This is a genomic window from Paenibacillus qinlingensis (genome assembly GCF_013204845.1).
Taxonomy (GTDB): Bacteria; Bacillota; Bacilli; order Paenibacillales; family NBRC-103111; genus Paenibacillus_E; species Paenibacillus_E qinlingensis.
In genome coordinates this window covers 37419-54662 of sequence record NZ_JABMKY010000014.1, presented here as the reverse complement: position 1 = coordinate 54662, position 17244 = coordinate 37419, and the positions used below count along the sequence as shown (strand labels likewise).

Here is a 17244-nt window from a genome sequence, read left to right as displayed (position 1 = left end):
AACGACAAATTTTTACATAAATATCAAGAGTACTACTCCGAAGCTCCCCGCCATTGGTTTAGCAATTTTTCATGCAACTGAGCAGCTAAATCAAAGCGGTACGTAGCAAGGAGATTCTCTAGCTTCACTGGTGTAAGAAGCGGATTCACAGGAATATTGGGCGCTACCGGGAAGGAAAAAGCCGTGTTCATATAATCGGTTTGAACCTCTTTGGAGAGCATGAAATCAACAAGCTGTTTGGCTGCAGCAGGATTGTTGCCTCCCTTAAGGATAGAGACAGCACCAATCTCCCAGCCTGCTTGTGGTGGAATAAACGAACTTATGTTATAGCCCGAGTTTTTAAAACGCAGCTGGTCGCTTAGGAAGGAGACGGCTGCTGCCACTTCGCCTTCAGCTAAATGCTGTGCGCTTGTGTTGCCGGCGAATGTCATGGAGGCGCTTTGCTTCTTCAATGCTTGCATGAGATCAATTGCTGCGCTATCTCCGCGCTGCTGAGCAACCGATGCGAGCAGCGTGTAGCCTGTCCCCGACGTCTCGGGGTCGGGAATCTCGATCTTGCCCTTAAGCTCAGGGCGCAGCAGATCCTCGTACCGCTGTGGCAGCGGGAGATTCGCCAGCTGTGGATCCTGCTGCCAGATGGTTTGGTTAACGCCAATGGCCAGTGCCCCCATGTAAATGCCAGTCCAATAACCATCCGCATCTTTGTACTTGGTAGGGATGCTGCTAGCGGAAGCAGATGAGTAGCGAAGCGATTTACTCTTGTTTTTGAGCTGCTCGTGCAGATCGGCAGGGCCACCGAGCACGACATCAATACCCGTCTTCCCCAGCGTCAGCAGGTGGTAGCTCGCTTCGCCACTGGACATCCGGATGATATCATACGGTTGGTCTGTTTTTTCCTTGAACGTCTCAAGCAGAATTTTCCCAGCATCCTCCTGGAAGATGACGTACACCTTAAGAGGCTGGTTACTCTTCTTTTCCCCGAAGACGAGATATCCAAGATACACTCCGATACCGATTATGAGTACGAGTAATCCTTTTTTCCACATGGCGAAACTCCCTTCTGAACAGCCAAAAAAGGAAACCAAAGTTTCCCTTTTTAACTTCCTGCTATTTGATATGTCCAACTAACTTAGTTTAATTAAATGAATTTTATCATCGGCTGCACTAATCGTGACATTCCCCTGATATCTTGTCAAACCGATATCGTATGCATCGACAATCCATTCTTTCATATCATCATCTAAAATGAAGTATCGTTCCTTCTCGCCGAGGAACATGGAAGATTTCACGAAGCCGCTCACCACAAATTCGCTGGCACTGGTAGCATTGATACGCATGGACTCAGGACGAATACTGAGCAGCACTTTCTCACCTGTCGTCACAGCTTCATCAATCGTTACGCTTGCCGTACGTTTACTCGTGCCGTATTCCACAGTGGCTTTGCCATTGGCAGAGTTAAGTACAACGGCATCAACGAAGTTCGTTGTCCCGATAAAGTCGGCGACGTAAGGCGTACGAGGCTTGTAATAAATCTCATGCGGAGTGCCGTACTGATCAATCGCTCCCTTGTTGAAAACAACGATGTGATCGGACATCGATAAGGCTTCTAGTTGGTCATGGGTGACGTAGATAACCGTTAAACCAAGCTCTTGTTGAATGGTGCGCAGCTCGACACGGACTTCTTCGCGGAGCTTCGCGTCCAAATTACTTAGCGGCTCGTCGAGCAGAATGATCGGTGAGTTCATGACGAGGGCACGCGCCATAGCGACCCGTTGTTGTTGTCCTCCGGACATTTCATGCGGATACCGCTCCTCAAGTCCGGTCAGTTTCACTTTCGCCATCGCGGACTTCACGCGATCCTGTATTTCTGCCTCAGGGCGCTTTTGAATATCCAGCCCGTAAGCGACATTATCGAATACCGTCATGTGCGGGAATAGGGCGTATTCCTGGAATACCATCGGTGTTCCGCGCTTATAGGGGGGCAGATCGTTGACGAGCTGGCCATCAATCTTGATTGGTCCAGAATGTGCTCTCGGAAAAAACTTTCTTAGGATTTTTGCACAGCAGCCAGAGGAAATCGAACTCTTTGCTTGTCGTTTTAATAGGTTTGCCAGCCAGCTTGAAGGATCGTTCATTTCTATCAATTTCGATCATGCCAACTTGAAGGACCTCAGCAGTTTGTGCGGTTGTATCCGATGTTACACGGCGCATGACAGCGCGAATCCGCATAATAAGTTCACGTGTCTCAAACGGTTTAGTTAAATAATCGTCGGCTCCCAGCTGGAAGCCTAGTATTTTATCATTCATTTCATTCTTGGCCGTGAGTACAATCACAGGTATTTCTTTATGAATTTGTTGGAGTGTCTTCAGGAGCTCAAAACCTGACTGATCAGGCAGCATCAGATCCAGCAAGATGAAATCGATAGGCTCTGAGGCGAGTATCTCAAGACTAGAAGCGACAGTGCCAGCTACAACAGGATGAAACCCCTCTACTTCAAGGCTTAATTTGAGCAGCATTTGGATGCTGGAATCGTCTTCAATAATTAAAATATTCATAGGAAAAGTTCCTTCCTTTCCGGTCGCATTTTGCTTACCTCATTCACTACTTATGAGCATGTTCCTTGTGTATCCATTCTACACAAGGATTACAACATGTAAATACGTGAATGAAATGTGGCTCTCCGAAAAGGGTAAGCCCGCCGGGGGTGCGGCGGGGTGGAGTGAGGAATAGCGCCCTTTTTGGGCGCTACTGTAGTGCTCAGGGCCAAGTAGCCGCAGGGTAAGGCCCTTTTTGGGTCTTACAGCCCCGCGAGCCGGAGCTGCGGCGGTTTAGGGGCAGGTGTAGCGCCCAAAAAGTGCGCTACTGTAGTGGTCAGGGCCGAATAGCCGCAGGGTAAGGCCCTTTTTGGGTCTTACAGCCCCGCGAGCCGGAGCTGCGGCGGTTTAGGGGCAGGTGTAGCGCCCAAAAAGGGCGCTACTGTAGTGGTCAGGGCCGAATAGCCGCAGGGTAAGGCCCTTTTTGGGTCTTACAGCCCCGCGAGCCGGAGCTGCGGCGGGTTAGAGGCAGGTGTAGCGCCCAAAAAGGGCGCTACTATAGTGGTCAGGGCCGAATAGCCGCAGGATAAGGCCCTTTTTGGGTCTTACAGCAAAGAGGTATACGCAAAAAACACAAAAGAGCTAAACGCATCAAGCCGCTTAGCTCTTAGAAAAACTGCTATGAAGGGAGCTGCACATAAAACGACGTGGTCTCCTGCTGCACACTTTTTGCATGAATTTTGCCCTTATGCTGCTCCACAATGGACTTGGCTATGGCTAATCCAAGCCCGTAGCCGCCATGCTTGCGTGAACGCGATGTATCCGCGCGGTAGAAGCGGTCGAAGATCCGCTCCACATGCTCAGGCGAGATGCCTTCGCCGGTATTGGTCACAGTGAGAAGCGTATCGCTATGATGCTTCTTGAAGCTGAGCGTAATAGCCCCCTTCGGTGGCGTGTATTTGATCGCATTGTCCATAAGAATCATGACAACTTGCTTGATTTGTTCACTATTGCCATGCAAGGTGAGGTCGGGCTGAATCTCGTAATCCAGCGTAATATCCTTCTCGAACACGACGGCTTCCATCGTGAGGAGAACACTCTCCACAGATTCACTCACGTTAAATTCGCTGTACAAGATTCCCGCCCTAGTATCATCCATTTCCGTCAGATAGAGGAGATCGTTGGTAAGGGTCTTCATGCGTTCCGTCTCCGATTTGATGCGATGCAGCCATTTCGATTGGCTTTCGATGGTATCTTCGCTATTCGCTAAGAGCACATCCGCATTAGTATTGATGACGGCTAGCGGTGTTTTCAGCTCGTGGGAAGCATCCGCGATGAATTGTTTCTGCTTCTGAAAGGCCTCGCGGACCGGCGCGATGGAACGATTCGCAAAATAACGGCTCGTAAAGAAGATGACGATCAGCATCACCAAGCCGACGAGCGAGAAGGTATAGACGAGATTCGTCAGAATGGTCTTCTGAGCCGTAACGTCGAGATAAACGACGCTATACCCGGTGTCATTCTTTTGCACCATATACGCCCATTGATTGCCATCCAGCGTGAACTGGCCGATATCCGACCTGCCCAAGGAAGCTTCTTTAATCGCAGTTTCGTAGAACACGGTATCCATATCAAAACGGGAATTCGTCGATGTGATGTTCCACTGGGAATCCGCTTGCAGCACGAAGGAAACCGATCGCTCGGGTGGTGAATCATTGTACCCCTGAGGTTCTTGCGGGTGATGCCCGCCATCAGGTCCGAGTTTCATATTCCCCTTTTTCCCGTCAGGTTTGAGATTGAAATTAGCTACACCATGCAGTTCCATATCGATGTCAGCCTTCACATTCTGATAGGTAATGAAATAAATCGTCGCGAAAGACAAGACCATGATGCAGGATATGATGACTAGATTTACGATCAGAAATCGGTTGCGAAGCTTGTTAAACATTAAGAGGTCACCTCCTCCAGCACATATCCGACGCCTCTAAGGGTCGAGATACGGACAGCCGCGTGCAGGAAAGTTAGTTTTTTGCGTAAAAAAGAGATGTAAACTTCCACGTTGTTATGCTCCACCTCAGAATCGAAGCCCCATAGCTTCTCGATGATCTGTTCCTTCGATGTTACGGCCTGCTTTCTCGTCATTAACAGCTCCAGGAGCTCGCTTTCTTTTAAAATCAGTTTCAATTCCTTCCCCTTACAAGTGAGCTTAAGGTTTCCTGTATGCAATTCGATGTCCCCGAACTTCAAAGCATCTTCCGGCACGACCTCGCCCTTGCGTCTTAACGCTGCGCGTATCCGAGCTAAGAGCTCTTCGGTTGAGAACGGTTTGGCGACATAATCATCGGCACCGTAATCCAATCCCGCGATTTTATCTGAAATTTCTCCCTTGGCTGTAAGCAGAATCACAGGTGTTGAAATCCCTTTGGCACGCAGTGTCTTAAGGATCGTGATCCCGTCCATTTCGGGCAGCATGATATCGAGCAATAGAAGATCATATATACCGCTTAACGCATTATCCAGTCCGGACTGTCCATCGTGAACAGCGTCAACGGAGTAATGGTGTTTTTTCAAAATTTGAGTTAAAGCTTCAGCTAAATGTACTTCGTCTTCCACGATTAGAATTCTCATGGTCGTTTCCCCCTTAGTGCCTCAAGATGCTCTGCAATGGCATGGCTTCATTATAGGCCTGCGAACCTTTAATCAACCTTAATAGTAGCACTCCATGTGCAGATTTACGAAAAAAACATAATCCATCTCGCATTTAAGTTTCACTAAAGGTTGGGGGGCTAAGATACAGTCATGGAAGCGGCGAGCAATACGCAGCATGAACAAGAAGGAGGCGCATCACAATGGCGATTGAAGTATTTAATCGGTATGAAAATAAGTATCTGATGGATACGAAAGCCTTTTACACGATCTATAATCGACTGCTCGAATATATGGAAATGGACGCCTACAACAAGAATGAACAATTCTACTCGATCAGTAACATCTACTTTGATACCGAGCATGATTCATTAATTCGAAATTCGTTGGCGAAGCCGAAATATCGAGAGAAGCTGCGAATAAGAGCGTACGGGGTGCCAAACGCAGATGCGAAGGTGTATCTAGAGCTGAAGAAGAAGGTGTTCGGCCTTGTGAATAAAAGAAGAACAGCGCTGAAGCTGAACGAGTCGTACGACTTTGTACGAACGAAGGTAGAGCCTGAGTTGCAGCCATATATGAACAAGCAAGTGATCCAAGAGATTAAATATTTCTTAGGCCGATATGATCTGGAGCCGAAGGTATATCTGGCGTATGACCGGATTGCGATGTTTTGCAAAAATAATCGAGATTTGCGGATCACCTTTGACACGAATATCCGTTCCAGACGGTATGATCTCAAGCTCGAAAGTGGCGATCATGGAGATCAGCTGATGGACCGCGGGCAATGGCTCATGGAAGTGAAGGCGGAGAAAACGATCCCGCTCTGGTTGTCGAAGATGCTGTCGGAGCATGACATGTTTCGAACGAGCTTCTCAAAGTACGGCAACGAATACAAAAAAATGCGAAATGAACAACTAACGGGGGAGAGGATTCAAGTATGATCGATTCGATTTTTGCACAAGTCACAGCAGGCACAGAATTAACGCTCATGAATGCTTTATTAACCATTATTACTGCCATTGTACTAGGCGCCTTGATCAGCGTTACTTATATGAAAACACAAACCAACTACACACAAAGCTTCACGTTAACCATGATTGTTCTGCCAGTTATTGTAGCCATTATTATTCTATTAATCGGCAGTAACATCGCTAGAGCGTTCAGCCTTGCAGGGGCCTTCTCCATTATTCGATTCCGAAGCGCGCCTGGAGATCCGAAGGATATTGCCTTCGTCTTGTTCACAATGGCGGCAGGACTTGCCTGCGGCGTAGGATCGTTTGGTTATGCGGTACTTTTTACACTTATCCTTTGCGCATTGATGTTTGTCCTGAAAGTGACTAATTTTGGTGCTAAGAAGGCAGCACAGAAGCTATTGAAAGTGACGATTCCCGAGAGTCTGGGGTATGAAGAAGCGTTTGCTGAAGTGTTCAATATGTTCGACATTGCCTATGAGTTGAAAAAAGTACGTACAACTGAGTTAGGCAGCTTATATGAGTTAGTTTACGTCGTGACGATTGATCATTTGACGAGTCAGAAAGAGTTCCTAGACGCTATTAGATGCCGAAATGGGAACTTAGATATCACATTAACAATGAGCCCTACAGCGGCTGAATTTTAAAAATAATGCAAATGAGAGAGGAAGAGATTTCTATGAAAAAACCATTGAATATGAAAGGCGCAGGTGTCCTACTATTATGCGCTGTTGTGTTAGCAGCATGCAATGAAACGACGGATCTAGCTTCGACTTCTACGGAGGCTACACCGGCTACAACAACGACGGGAACGGCTGCGGCTGCTGTTGCTGTAAGCGGAAAAGCAGTGACTACAGATATCATCCAGAAGGTGGAGTATACGGCGGACGATGCTTATACAGACTGGGCGTCTACCAATCCGACAAAGATCTCGTTAACAGGTACTGGTGCAACGATTGAGGGTCAGGGCGCAGCGGTGAAGGACGGTAAGATTGCGATCACGAAGGCTGGAACGTATGTCTTGAGCGGAAAATTAACAGATGGTCAAATAACAGTGAATGTGAAGGATAAGGGTGTAGTTCGTTTAGTTTTAAACGGCGTGGAGATTACGAACAGCACGTCTTCCGCGATTTTCATCGAAGAAGCGGGTAAGGCGATTATCTCCTTACAAGAAGGGACGGAGAACATCGTTTCTGATGGGACGAAGTATGTGTATCCGGATGCTACGACTGATGAGCCGAACTCGGCGATCTTCAGTAAGGACGATCTGACGATTAATGGATTTGGGAAGTTAGTCGTGAAAGGGAACTACAACAACGGGATTACCAGCAAGGATAAGCTCAAAATCACCGGAGGCACGCTGGATGTTAAGGCTGTTGATGATGGCGTGATGGGGCGCGACTTGGTCGCTATCCAAGCAGGTACCTTGACGATTGATGCAGGTGGACATGGCATTAAAACTTCAAACGATAAAGAGGGTGAGGAAGGGTATATCAGCCTGGCTGGTGGAACATTTACAATCAAATCCGGCGAGGATGCGTTGCACAGTAGCGGCGGCCTTGATGTGAGTGGTGGAGATCTTCACATTAATGCTGGCGATGATGGCATACACGCCGAGGTATCACTTGCTATCGCCGGTGGTACCATCGACATCACGCAAAGCAATGAAGGGATCGAGGCGCCAGCGGTTCTGATCTCGGGGGGTAAAACCAATGTCGTTTCTACGGACGACGGTGTGAACATCTCCAGCGGCGACGCTGAGTCCGCTGAGGGTGGCGCTGCTCCGAAGGCAGGCGCTGGCGGTGCAGGAGCAGGAGCTGGCCAGGCCGGGGCAGCTCCTGCTGGAGGGCCTGGCGGTGCACCAGGAGGTGCACCGGGCGCATCCGGCGCGAATTCGAGCAATATGCTGACGATTACCGGCGGCTTCTTATCCGTCGACTCGAAAGGCGACGGGTTGGACTCGAACGGCTCCATCACGATGAGTGGTGGTACGGTGGTGGTCAACGGGCCGATCGAGAACAACAACGGCTCACTTGACTATGACGGCACATTCGTCATGACAGGCGGTTTCCTGGTTGCCGCGGGAAGCTCCGGCATGGTGCAAGCCACGTCCGACAAGTCGACGCAAGCCGGCGTCTTGATGACGTACACCAAGACCCAGCAAGCGGGTGCGCTGGTTCATCTCGAAGATAGCGCAGGCAACACCATTATTACGTTTGCGCCAGCGAAGAACTATCAGTCGGTGTTCGTCAGCTCACCGAACCTGAAGCAAGACGCTTCGTACACGCTTAGCTCGGGCGGATCTTCAACCGGCACCGCGACGAAAGGGCTGTTTGAAGGTGGTACCTATCAAGGCGGGACGAAAGTTGTCGACTTCAAGACAGCTACCTTGATCACGTGGTTGTCCGAAACGGGTGTAACCGAAGCTAGAAGCGGGATGATGGGCGGTCCTGGCGGTGGTAGACAAGGCGGAGGTGGAGGCGGCATGCCACCACAAGGTGGTGGACAGCGCCCACAGCGAACAGCACAGTAAATCGAACGAATTGTACATGTTTATGAAGCTGCTCTCACGTAGATTATCTATGTGAGGGCAGCTTTTTGTGTTAGTTTAATTGTTTCATAGGAAGTACCATAACTGGAAATGCACTCATTTTAAGAGGAATGAGCAGCGTTCATTTCGCATGTTTGGGCTCATATTGGGGTAACCTCTCCGCGGATTCCTCAATTTGAGTAGTGAGAAGTAGTTAGGATAAAGAGAAGAATGTTGGAAAAGTGGAGTGAAGAGAAGTAGTAGAGGAGTACGGAGTAAAGAGAAGTAGTAGGGGAGCTTGGAGTAAGTTGGAGTAGTAGAAGAGTATGGAGTAAAGAGAAGTAGTAGAAGAGTATGGAGTAAAGAGAAGTAGTAGAAGAGTATGGAGTAATGAGAAGCAGTAGGGTAGTTTGGAGTAAAGAGAAGCAGTAGGGTAGTTTGGAGTAATGAGAAGTAGTAGAAGAGTATGGAGTAATGAGAAGCAGTAGGGTAGTTTGGAGTAATGAGAAGTAGTAGAAGAGTATGGAGTAATGAGAAGCAGTAGGGTAGTTTGGAGTAAATAGAAGTAGTAGGGGAGTATGTAGTAATGAGAAGTAGTAGAGGAGTACGGAGTAAAGAGAAGTAGTAGAAGAGTATGGAGTAATGAGAAGCAGTAGGGGAGTATGGAGTAAAGAGAAGTAGTAGGGGGAGTATGGAGCAGCAAGGAAGTGGAGGCGACAAATGTAATGACTGATGGAGTAAGGTTTTTGATGATTTTCAAATCTTAAAAGTCCTCGAGTCCTCGAGTCCCCCCTCCCTGTCAAAAATGCAAAAGAGCACTTTTCGAACGGGATTCTCTTCCGTTATTTGAAATTGATGCAAAAAGGCATCAATTCTCAGCGAATTTAGGAGATTATTATGAAATACGTTAAAAAGGTTGCCTATTTGCGCGCATTTACTAATTTCCACCGTAAATTAGTGGAAAAAGTTGTATTTTTGCATTTTTGAGAGGAGGGAGAGGAAGTGGAGAGGGTGATCACTCCAACACTCTACGCAGCCTCGCCGCCACCGAAAAGCCTGCCTACCCACAGTTTGCCGGTGCAAGTTGGCCCACAAGCCCGCATTGCTGCACCTACTCTGCCGTTGCCCGTGTTGCCCCACTGCGACTGCAAACACCCCTCTCTCCACCATGTCCACAGCATCTCGCCCACACCAGCAGCATCTCGTCCGAAATGCCACCGCTGACCTCACGTCATACCGTCACCGTTCAAGTTCCCGCTCAATTGAGGTTGCAACCAGATGAAAGGGAACCTAGATGCGCTAATACGCCAAAATCGGCTGTTCTTTGCGTCGAGAGGAACGAGAGTGCGCTAAGTGAGCGATTTTTGATGTTTTTCGCAATTTTCGAGGAAATAGGACACTCACGTTCCCCTGGAGGGCACTTTTCGCAATTTTCGAACAAAAAAGACACCCACGTTCCCTATTCCCTGGGATGTCTTTTTCCCATATTTCACGGTCACTAGCGCCCCCTAGTCCCCTTCTCCAAGATTAAGCTTACGTACCCACCCGTTCCCCCTGTGCAGAAAAAGCCATTGACAATTTATAAGTATGCAAATATTCTTATAGTGCACTAGTTCAATAGTGCACTGGTTTGCGGTGAAGAGGAGGGTAGGACGGTGCAACTTAATTTTAATAGCCCGAAACCGATTTATTTGCAGATGGTCGATGAGGTTAAGAAAGCATTGGCTAGGGGTGAGCTATCCCCAGGTGATAAAATCCCGTCCCACAAGGAACGGGCACAAATATCACAAGTGAATCCTAATACGGTGATGAGGGCTTACCAAGAGATGGAGCGGGTGGGTTTGACGGAGACGTTGCGTGGGCAGGGTACTTTTATCAAGAATGATCCGGAGATGCTTCTATCGATTCGTTCTGAAATGGCGCAGGCTGCGGTTCATCAATTCATTGAAGAAATGCGCGGTTTGGGCATTAAAGCGGACGAAATGGCGGATATGCTCCGCGATACTTTACATATGGAACGTAAGGAGGGATAGACCGTGTCGAGCGAAGAGAATCCGTACATGATTGAGCTCAAAGGCATTCAGAAGAAGTATTTATTAAAGCAAGCCATAAAAGGCATCGACCTTCAGGTTAAGAAGGGGACGATTGTCGGCTTACTGGGGCCGAACGGGAGTGGCAAATCGACATTGCTCAAGATGATGGCCGGTCTCATCTATCCAACTTCGGGTACGATTCTCGTAGGTGGGAGGAAGCCGGATGTTCATAATAAGCAGCATGTGGCTTATTTACCTGAGATTGATCATCTATATGGGTGGATGACGGTGAAGGAGACGCTGCAATTTATCTCGGGGTTCTACAAGGATTGGCAGGCAGACAGAGCGGCGGAAATGGTTGTCAAAATGGATCTGGATGAGAACCAGAAGGTTCGGAATCTGTCCAAAGGGATGCGGGCGCGCTTGAAATTAATTGCAGCGTTATCCCGGAAAGTGCCGCTGATCTTGCTGGACGAGCCGTTCTCTGGTATTGACCCGTCGTCGCGAGCGAAGATTATTCGCTCCATCATCAGCGAGTTCCAATCGGATGAGCAGACGATTGTGCTTTCCACCCATTCGGTGAATGAATCTGAGCCTATGTTTGATGACGTTATTTTTCTACAGAATGGGCAGGTTACGATATTCGACTCAACGGAGAATTTGCGCGAGACGTACGGCTGCTCGTTAGAGAACATTTGGGAGAAGGTGTACGGGTAGATGGCACTCTGGAACCTATTTAAGAAAGAAATAAAAAGTATTTCCCCCTTATTCGGTTTTTTCACAGTGGGTGTGGTTGCGCTGCACGTAATTGTTTTGTACAAAAGCGCTGATTTCCAAATGGATGCGAGGATGGTATTGGCACTCATTATACCTTACTTATTCTTAGTCGCCTTAGCGATAGGAACGGGCTACTATCAACTCCATGCGGAGTGGAGAACGAACTCGATTTACCTCCTCCTTTCCTTGCCTATTCGGGGGTGGAAGGTGTTAGCGGCCAAGCTAGCGGCAGTGCTATCCTTGCTAATTGCAACGTCCATCGTGATTGCAGCAAGCTTTGCGAGCTTGTTACTCCGTGTGATGTGGGAGGAAGTAAGCACAAGCGAGGATTGGTCCGAGCTAGGGCCCAGCCTTATGAGTCTAGTGCTCAATCTCTACTGGATCTGCCTTTTCGTTATGTTGTTCTTATTAATTGTCGTGCAGTTCACGTTCCTATGCGGGCAGCTCGTAGCAAAATTCAAATGGTTTGTGATGGTTAGCGCATTTTTTGGCATCATCTGGCTGTCACTGCTTATCAGCCCGCTGCTATCGAACCTGCTGGTCTGGACACCTGAGATCGTGATTGGACATAAGGATTCAGATATGGCTTTCTTGCATTCGGGACCTTTTATTGTCCTCGGCTTACTCTGTATAGGGTTAATAGCGCTGAATGGTTTCATTTTCGAGAAAGAAGTGGAGGTATGAGGATGTCGTTCCGGCAAAAAAGAAGTGTTCTTCTCATCTCCGTTGTGATGCTGTTCCTACTCTCCATTCTGGATGTGTTCATCCGTAAGGAAGATGTTTTTCAAGCGTTCGTCGAGCAATTCGTCAATGAAGAGAAGACAGAGACCTATATCGACGAGAGGCGAGCTGTAACGGCAACCGCGCAGCTTCAATCAGAAATGAACAAGCCAGAGATCAAGGAAGTACTGCTAACAAGTCAAAAAGGCAAAATATCCGTACAACGTTCGGAGACGTCTACGATTCGGTTACAGGCTACGGTGACAGTAACTGCCGCGAATACAGAGGTGGCTAATCGCAGGCGAGACGCTATTAAGGTCGAACAAGAACTCCAGAATGGACAACTCATGTTTGTTACGACAGCGAATGGAAAGGCCATTGCTCCCGAATATGTATCTATCGATTATGTACTTGCTATCCCCGAAATGATGAAGTCGACGATTGAGAATGAAGATGGCGCTGTGCGAATCAGCGGGATTAACGGGAATGTTACGGCTACATCTACCAGTGGGCTCATGGAAATTGTCAATGTAAAGGGAGATCTCAAAGTGAAATCCTCCTATGGAAGTCTATACATGGCCGACATTAAGGGAAATGTGGAATTGGTGAACCGATCTAGTAATGCTAATATGGATCGTATGCAAGGTAATCTGGTCCTCGATCATCAATCAGGTGATACCGGTCTAACAGACATTACTGGGGAAGTTACAGGAAATGCGAAATACGGATCCGTGCACTTTCGGGAAATAAAAGGTGCTGTATCCGTTGTAGGACATGGTTCCAATATGAAATTGGACCATATCCAGGGAGACATGCAAGTAGTGTCGAACAAGGGCGGTAATCTGACATTCATTTTGTCCAAAGATGAGGGGTATACGTTGGATGCTGCGGTGAGTGAGGGACGCATTCAATCCTTACTTCCTTTACCTATCCAAAAGGGGACCGACAACGAAATTGGAACCCGCATGAACGGTGTCTTAGGCAAAGGGACAAGAAAAATAGAGGCCAAGGTGGCCTCAGGCGATATCATTTTCCAAGTTAACTAAATCGAGAAGGAGGCTTATCCATGAGCAGTGAACCTATTGTAAGTCTGCGCGGGGTTACGAAGCGTATCGGGCGAACAACCATTATTGATAATCTAACGTTTGACGTGCCGCAAGGTGAGATCTTCGGATTCCTCGGGCCCAATGGTGCAGGGAAGACGACAACGATCCGTATGATGGTTGGATTAATGGCTATCACGCAGGGCGAAATTGTGATTAAAGGGAAGAACATTAAGCATGACTTTGAGCAAGCCATTCGCCATGTGGGAGCAATTGTTGAGAATCCGGAAATGTATAAGTATTTAAGTGGCTATCATAACCTTATTCATTATGCGCGCATGGTTCCCGGAGTTACGAAGGAACGCATTGACGAAGTGGTCAAGCTGGTAAAGTTGGAGACGCGGATACATGACAAGGTGAAAAAGTATTCGCTCGGTATGCGCCAGCGACTAGGTGTCGCTCAGGCGTTGCTGCATAGGCCGTCACTGCTCATTCTGGATGAGCCGACGAATGGCCTAGACCCTGCAGGGATACGTGAACTGCGTGATTACCTGCGTTATCTGACGCGATCGGAAGGCATCACCGTGATTGTTTCCAGTCATTTGCTGAGCGAGATGGAGCTGATGTGTGATCGTGTTGCCATTCTTCAACAAGGCAAACTAGTTGATGTGAAGACGATTCAAGATTTCATGGCAGATTCGCAGGATGGGACGCAAACTTACTTGATCGAAGCTACACCTGCGGAGCTGGTACACTCAGCTATTGTTGGTAGGACAGGTGTGAAAAATGTAAAGATCGTTCCACAAGGCGTAGAGGTTGTGACAGAGAGAGATTGTATTCCTGATATCTTGGCAGATCTGATGCGCAGAGATATCCGAATCTATGGTGTCCAGGTACTGCGACAATCCCTCGAAGATCGGTTCTTGGAAATGACAGGAGGTGAGCAAGTTGGTTAATTTGTTTCTGAACGAAAATATGAAACTCTACCGTCGTGTACGTACATGGATCATGGTCGCCATCATGATTGGCGCCGTTTTCTTAGGCAGTTTCATGGATTGGTATTATGATGATAAATCGGGCGAGGTCGATGCTTGGCGGGATCACGTGATCGAGCAGAAGCAGGAGCTCTCAGATGCGATGAAGGAGCCGAAACGGAGTGCTGAGAGCAAAGCAAGCATCGAAAAGCAGATTGCTAGATACGATTACCATCTCGAGCATAATATTCACCCGGAAGGGGGGACCATGTGGAGCGGAATTAACGATTCGGCGCACTTAATTATCTTAATCACCTTGTTCACCGTTATTGTTGCAGGGGACAGCTTGGCTGGTGAATTCACGACAGGGACCATCAAGTTACTCTTGATTCGACCTGCGAATCGAACGAAAATTCTAGTGTCCAAATATTTATCCATGATTGCTTTTGGTTTGTTCTTGTTAATTATTCTGTTCGTTGTGTCTATTCTAATAAACGGGATTCTATATAAGTTTGGGTTGATTGACCTACCCCTAGTAACGACCGATGCAGCCGGGCAGGTTGTAGAGAAAAGCATGGTTGCTAACCTATGGAAAACTTATCTGCTCAATGGTGTGTCTACGATAATTTTCGTCACCATGGCCTTCATGATTTCTTCTGCTTTCCGCAGCAGTATTATGGCGATTGGCTTCTCCATCTTTGCTTTATTTGCGGGAGCGATTTTCTTGGAGCTCTTGCAGCCTTACGATTGGAGTAAATATTTGCTATTTGCTAATATTGATCTGTCTCAGTATTTGAGCGGTCGCCCGTATCAGACGGGGATGACGCTTCAATTCTCGATTATCGTATTGAGCATCTATTTCTTCACTTTCAATGTAGTGGCTTGGCTAGTATTCACAAAGCGAGATGTGGCGGCGTAATTGGTTTGTAAATAGAAGAGGCTGTTAGGTCGTGTAGAAGTATCTACGTTACCTAACAGCCTTTTTTTTGCGGGACGGGTTGTCTACTTCAACATACAACTTGGCTTCTAAGCATTTTCACATAAGCATCAGCGGCTAATGGTCGACTCAAATAGTAGCCCTGTACAGCGTTGCACTGAAATTGCTCTAACAACGTGAGTTGACTGGCTGTTTCAACGCCTTCAGCTACGACTTTCAACTTTAGAATATGGGCCATAGCAATAATCGCCTGCACGATCGCTGCGTCTTCTTCCGAATTCGTGATGTCGTTAATAAAAGACCTGTCGATCTTTAGGGTATCAATAGGCAATTGTTTTAAATAGCCAAATGAGGAGTAGCCTGTCCCAAAATCATCAATGGAAATGCCGACCCCTAACTTCTTCAAGGCGATTAATTTCTGTATGAAAAGATCGACGTTGTTCATGGCGTTACTTTCCGTGATCTCGAACTCCAGATCCTGCGGTGCGAGTCCGGTTTCATCCAACACTTGCTCCACCATTTCAATGAAATTTTCCTGTCTTAATTGCAACATCGACAGATTAACGGCAACCGACATGTGTAGCATTTCTTGGGTTTGCCACGCTTTGAATTGCTTACAAGCGGTGTGAAGTACCCATTGACCGATAGGAACGATAAGTCCGGTTTCTTCTGCCAGAGGGATGAACTCCGAAGGAGCAATGAACCCCAGTTCAGGGTGCTGCCAACGAATTAAGGCCTCAGCTCCCGTAATTTTCCCTGTGAGTACATCAACCTTGGGTTGATAATGTACAACGAATTGATTTTCTTCCAAAGCTTTGCGCAGAGCATTCTCCATACTAAGCTTTTGATGAATTTGAATGCCCATCGTTTCGTTAAAGAATTGATAAGTGTTTTTTCCTTTATCTTTGGCACGGTACATCGCCGTATCCGCATTCTTAATTAAGAGATCCGCGTTATCACCGCAAGATGGATATAAGCTGATGCCGATGCTAGGTGTGACATATAACTGATACTCTTGTAGAGTAAATGGCTTACTGAAGGCATATAAAATATCGTGAATGGCATGTTCAAGTTCTTCCTGGGTAAGGCCCGACAGAATAATCGTAAATTCATCGCCGCCTTGCCGCGAAATGGTAGCCTGTTTGCTCAAACATTCCGTGATTCGCACAGCGACATTCTGCAGCAGCACATCGCCGACATTATGTCCCAGCGTATCGTTAATAAGCTTGAATCGATCCAGATCCATATAGAGAACGGCAATGCTGCTATTGTTCTTCTTTGCAGCGTCTAGTGCAAGATTAAGTCGATTTTTGAACAATCGTTGGTTCGGCAGGCCCGTCAGCGCATCATGATAAGCCATGTATTTCACGATTTTTGTATGCATGCGAGTAAAGGCAATGAATGTCGTAATCGCGAAAAGCATAACAGCAATAGCGCTTGGATATAATCTGTATTTTTCAAATAAATTCAGAATACCAATGCTATAACCAACAGCTATGACAGACGTGAAGACAAGTAAGAAAGTACGTTTATCTTTTTCCGTTATTTTAAGGCTGACAACGAATGAGAATAACAAGCTGATAATAAGCAACACAACATTGAGATGGAAAATCCCACCCCAAGGTCCGTTCGTTGGAAACATGAAGTCAGTAAGGCTGTCCAACTTGACCAGATAAAGATCCTCGATCCCTAGCTTGGTCCATCCGATCAAATAGACGAATAGGCTCCAGGCAAATACAAATATCACCATGGTTTTGCTCACTGCTACGCGAAGCCACCGGGATTTCTGGCTCTCCTCAACTTCGCTCGCCATGCTATATGCTACATAGATCAAAGCTGGTGTAAGCATAATAGGCCCAAAACGGAATAGACGAAATAAAAATTCAACAGTCGATTCAGACAGCACATGGTGGGCATATAAAACAGCGGTGTCTAACTCCCACATGGAAGCAAAAAATAAAAATAAGAATATGGCTCTAGCCATCTTGGTTTTCTCAAACATAAATAAGATGGTTAGTCCAACGAAAAGCGGAATAAATGTAATGATCAATAGCAATAGCAAAAACATAAAATCACCT

General features: G+C 47.1%; 16 protein-coding genes. 9 read left to right on the top strand and 7 right to left on the bottom strand.

Translation table 11 applies throughout. From position 1 onward, the window contains the following. Positions 1-32 precede the first annotated feature (32 nt). The 5 genes from HQN88_RS22740 to HQN88_RS22720 form a co-directional block, all read right to left on the bottom strand. Positions 33-1046, bottom strand: coding sequence for an extracellular solute-binding protein (locus HQN88_RS22740; protein ID WP_173116822.1), 1014 nt, complete (start codon positions 1044-1046; stop codon positions 33-35). A 78-nt stretch (positions 1047-1124) separates the two neighbouring features. Continuing rightward, positions 1125-1985 carry an ABC transporter ATP-binding protein gene (locus HQN88_RS22735; protein ID WP_246320411.1) on the bottom strand — a complete coding sequence of 287 codons (861 nt, stop codon included), beginning with the start codon at positions 1983-1985 and terminating at the stop codon, positions 1125-1127. A 19-nt stretch (positions 1986-2004) separates the two neighbouring features. After that, positions 2005-2556 carry a response regulator transcription factor gene (locus tag HQN88_RS22730; RefSeq protein ID WP_173116820.1) on the bottom strand — a complete coding sequence of 184 codons (552 nt, stop codon included), beginning with the start codon at positions 2554-2556 and terminating at the stop codon, positions 2005-2007. A 658-nt stretch (positions 2557-3214) separates the two neighbouring features. Beyond that, entirely contained in the window at positions 3215-4483 is a 1269-nt protein-coding gene (locus tag HQN88_RS22725; RefSeq protein WP_173116818.1) for a sensor histidine kinase, read from the bottom strand. After that, positions 4483-5163: a response regulator transcription factor gene (locus HQN88_RS22720; protein ID WP_171633466.1), complete on the bottom strand. Its 681-nt coding sequence runs from the start codon at positions 5161-5163 to the stop codon at positions 4483-4485. The genes HQN88_RS22725 and HQN88_RS22720 overlap by 1 nt, the downstream gene beginning before the upstream one ends. Positions 5164-5384: 221 nt before the next feature. On the opposite strand from HQN88_RS22720, the gene HQN88_RS22715 reads away from it, so the two are divergent. The 3 genes from HQN88_RS22715 to HQN88_RS22705 are packed head-to-tail and all read left to right on the top strand — an operon-like array spanning position 5385 to position 8685. Further along, the gene (locus HQN88_RS22715; RefSeq protein WP_173116816.1) at positions 5385-6122 is read left to right on the top strand and encodes a polyphosphate polymerase domain-containing protein; all 738 of its coding nucleotides are present in this window, start codon (positions 5385-5387) and stop codon (positions 6120-6122) included. Continuing rightward, a complete protein-coding gene (locus HQN88_RS22710) occupies positions 6119-6799 on the top strand; it encodes a DUF4956 domain-containing protein (protein ID WP_173116814.1) in 681 nt (226 codons plus the stop codon). Before HQN88_RS22715 ends, HQN88_RS22710 begins: the two co-directional genes overlap by 4 nt. Positions 6800-6831: 32 nt before the next feature. Continuing rightward, complete coding sequence (locus HQN88_RS22705; protein ID WP_173116812.1) at positions 6832-8685, top strand: carbohydrate-binding domain-containing protein; 1854 nt, start codon at positions 6832-6834, stop codon at positions 8683-8685. 1025 nt (positions 8686-9710) lie between these two features. On the opposite strand, the gene HQN88_RS22700 is transcribed toward HQN88_RS22705, so the two are convergent. Continuing rightward, complete coding sequence (locus tag HQN88_RS22700) at positions 9711-9863, bottom strand: hypothetical protein (protein WP_173116810.1); 153 nt, start codon at positions 9861-9863, stop codon at positions 9711-9713. 474 nt (positions 9864-10337) lie between these two features. On the opposite strand from HQN88_RS22700, the gene HQN88_RS22695 reads away from it, so the two are divergent. From HQN88_RS22695 to HQN88_RS22670, 6 genes are read left to right on the top strand one after another with little or no spacing between them, the layout of a single operon-like run. Next, entirely contained in the window at positions 10338-10715 is a 378-nt protein-coding gene (locus HQN88_RS22695; protein ID WP_216855791.1) for a GntR family transcriptional regulator, read from the top strand. A 3-nt stretch (positions 10716-10718) separates the two neighbouring features. Continuing rightward, positions 10719-11432 (top strand): ABC transporter ATP-binding protein, encoded by a 714-nt coding sequence (locus HQN88_RS22690; RefSeq protein ID WP_173116808.1) that lies wholly within the window; start codon positions 10719-10721, stop codon positions 11430-11432. Next, entirely contained in the window at positions 11433-12176 is a 744-nt protein-coding gene (locus HQN88_RS22685) for a hypothetical protein (RefSeq protein WP_173116806.1), read from the top strand. It begins immediately after the preceding gene. A 2-nt stretch (positions 12177-12178) separates the two neighbouring features. Continuing rightward, entirely contained in the window at positions 12179-13258 is a 1080-nt protein-coding gene (locus HQN88_RS22680) for a DUF4097 family beta strand repeat-containing protein (RefSeq protein WP_173116804.1), read from the top strand. Positions 13259-13278: 20 nt separating this feature from the next. Continuing rightward, positions 13279-14211 (top strand): ABC transporter ATP-binding protein, encoded by a 933-nt coding sequence (locus tag HQN88_RS22675; protein ID WP_173116795.1) that lies wholly within the window; start codon positions 13279-13281, stop codon positions 14209-14211. Beyond that, positions 14204-15148 carry an ABC transporter permease gene (locus HQN88_RS22670; protein ID WP_173116793.1) on the top strand — a complete coding sequence of 315 codons (945 nt, stop codon included), beginning with the start codon at positions 14204-14206 and terminating at the stop codon, positions 15146-15148. Before HQN88_RS22675 ends, HQN88_RS22670 begins: the two co-directional genes overlap by 8 nt. A gap of 88 nt (positions 15149-15236) precedes the next feature. Here HQN88_RS22670 and HQN88_RS22665 read toward each other — a convergent pair whose 3' ends face one another. Further along, positions 15237-17234 carry a putative bifunctional diguanylate cyclase/phosphodiesterase gene (locus tag HQN88_RS22665; RefSeq protein WP_173116791.1) on the bottom strand — a complete coding sequence of 666 codons (1998 nt, stop codon included), beginning with the start codon at positions 17232-17234 and terminating at the stop codon, positions 15237-15239. Positions 17235-17244: the final 10 nt, after the last annotated feature.

What these genes read in the sequence shown, in the direction of transcription:
- HQN88_RS22740 (WP_173116822.1), bottom strand. Translation starts at nt 1,046, where the DNA reads ATGTGGAAAAAAGGATTACTCGTACTCATAATCGGTATCGGAGTGTAT.
- HQN88_RS22730 (WP_173116820.1), bottom strand. Translation starts at nt 2,556, where the DNA reads ATGAATATTTTAATTATTGAAGACGATTCCAGCATCCAAATGCTGCTC.
- HQN88_RS22725 (WP_173116818.1), bottom strand. Translation starts at nt 4,483, where the DNA reads ATGTTTAACAAGCTTCGCAACCGATTTCTGATCGTAAATCTAGTCATC.
- HQN88_RS22720 (WP_171633466.1), bottom strand. Translation starts at nt 5,163, where the DNA reads ATGAGAATTCTAATCGTGGAAGACGAAGTACATTTAGCTGAAGCTTTA.
- HQN88_RS22715 (WP_173116816.1), top strand. Translation starts at nt 5,385, where the DNA reads ATGGCGATTGAAGTATTTAATCGGTATGAAAATAAGTATCTGATGGAT.
- HQN88_RS22710 (WP_173116814.1), top strand. Translation starts at nt 6,119, where the DNA reads ATGATCGATTCGATTTTTGCACAAGTCACAGCAGGCACAGAATTAACG.
- HQN88_RS22705 (WP_173116812.1), top strand. Translation starts at nt 6,832, where the DNA reads ATGAAAAAACCATTGAATATGAAAGGCGCAGGTGTCCTACTATTATGC.
- HQN88_RS22700 (WP_173116810.1), bottom strand. Translation starts at nt 9,863, where the DNA reads ATGCTGTGGACATGGTGGAGAGAGGGGTGTTTGCAGTCGCAGTGGGGC.
- HQN88_RS22685 (WP_173116806.1), top strand. Translation starts at nt 11,433, where the DNA reads ATGGCACTCTGGAACCTATTTAAGAAAGAAATAAAAAGTATTTCCCCC.
- HQN88_RS22680 (WP_173116804.1), top strand. Translation starts at nt 12,179, where the DNA reads ATGTCGTTCCGGCAAAAAAGAAGTGTTCTTCTCATCTCCGTTGTGATG.
- HQN88_RS22675 (WP_173116795.1), top strand. Translation starts at nt 13,279, where the DNA reads ATGAGCAGTGAACCTATTGTAAGTCTGCGCGGGGTTACGAAGCGTATC.
- HQN88_RS22665 (WP_173116791.1), bottom strand. Translation starts at nt 17,234, where the DNA reads ATGTTTTTGCTATTGCTATTGATCATTACATTTATTCCGCTTTTCGTT.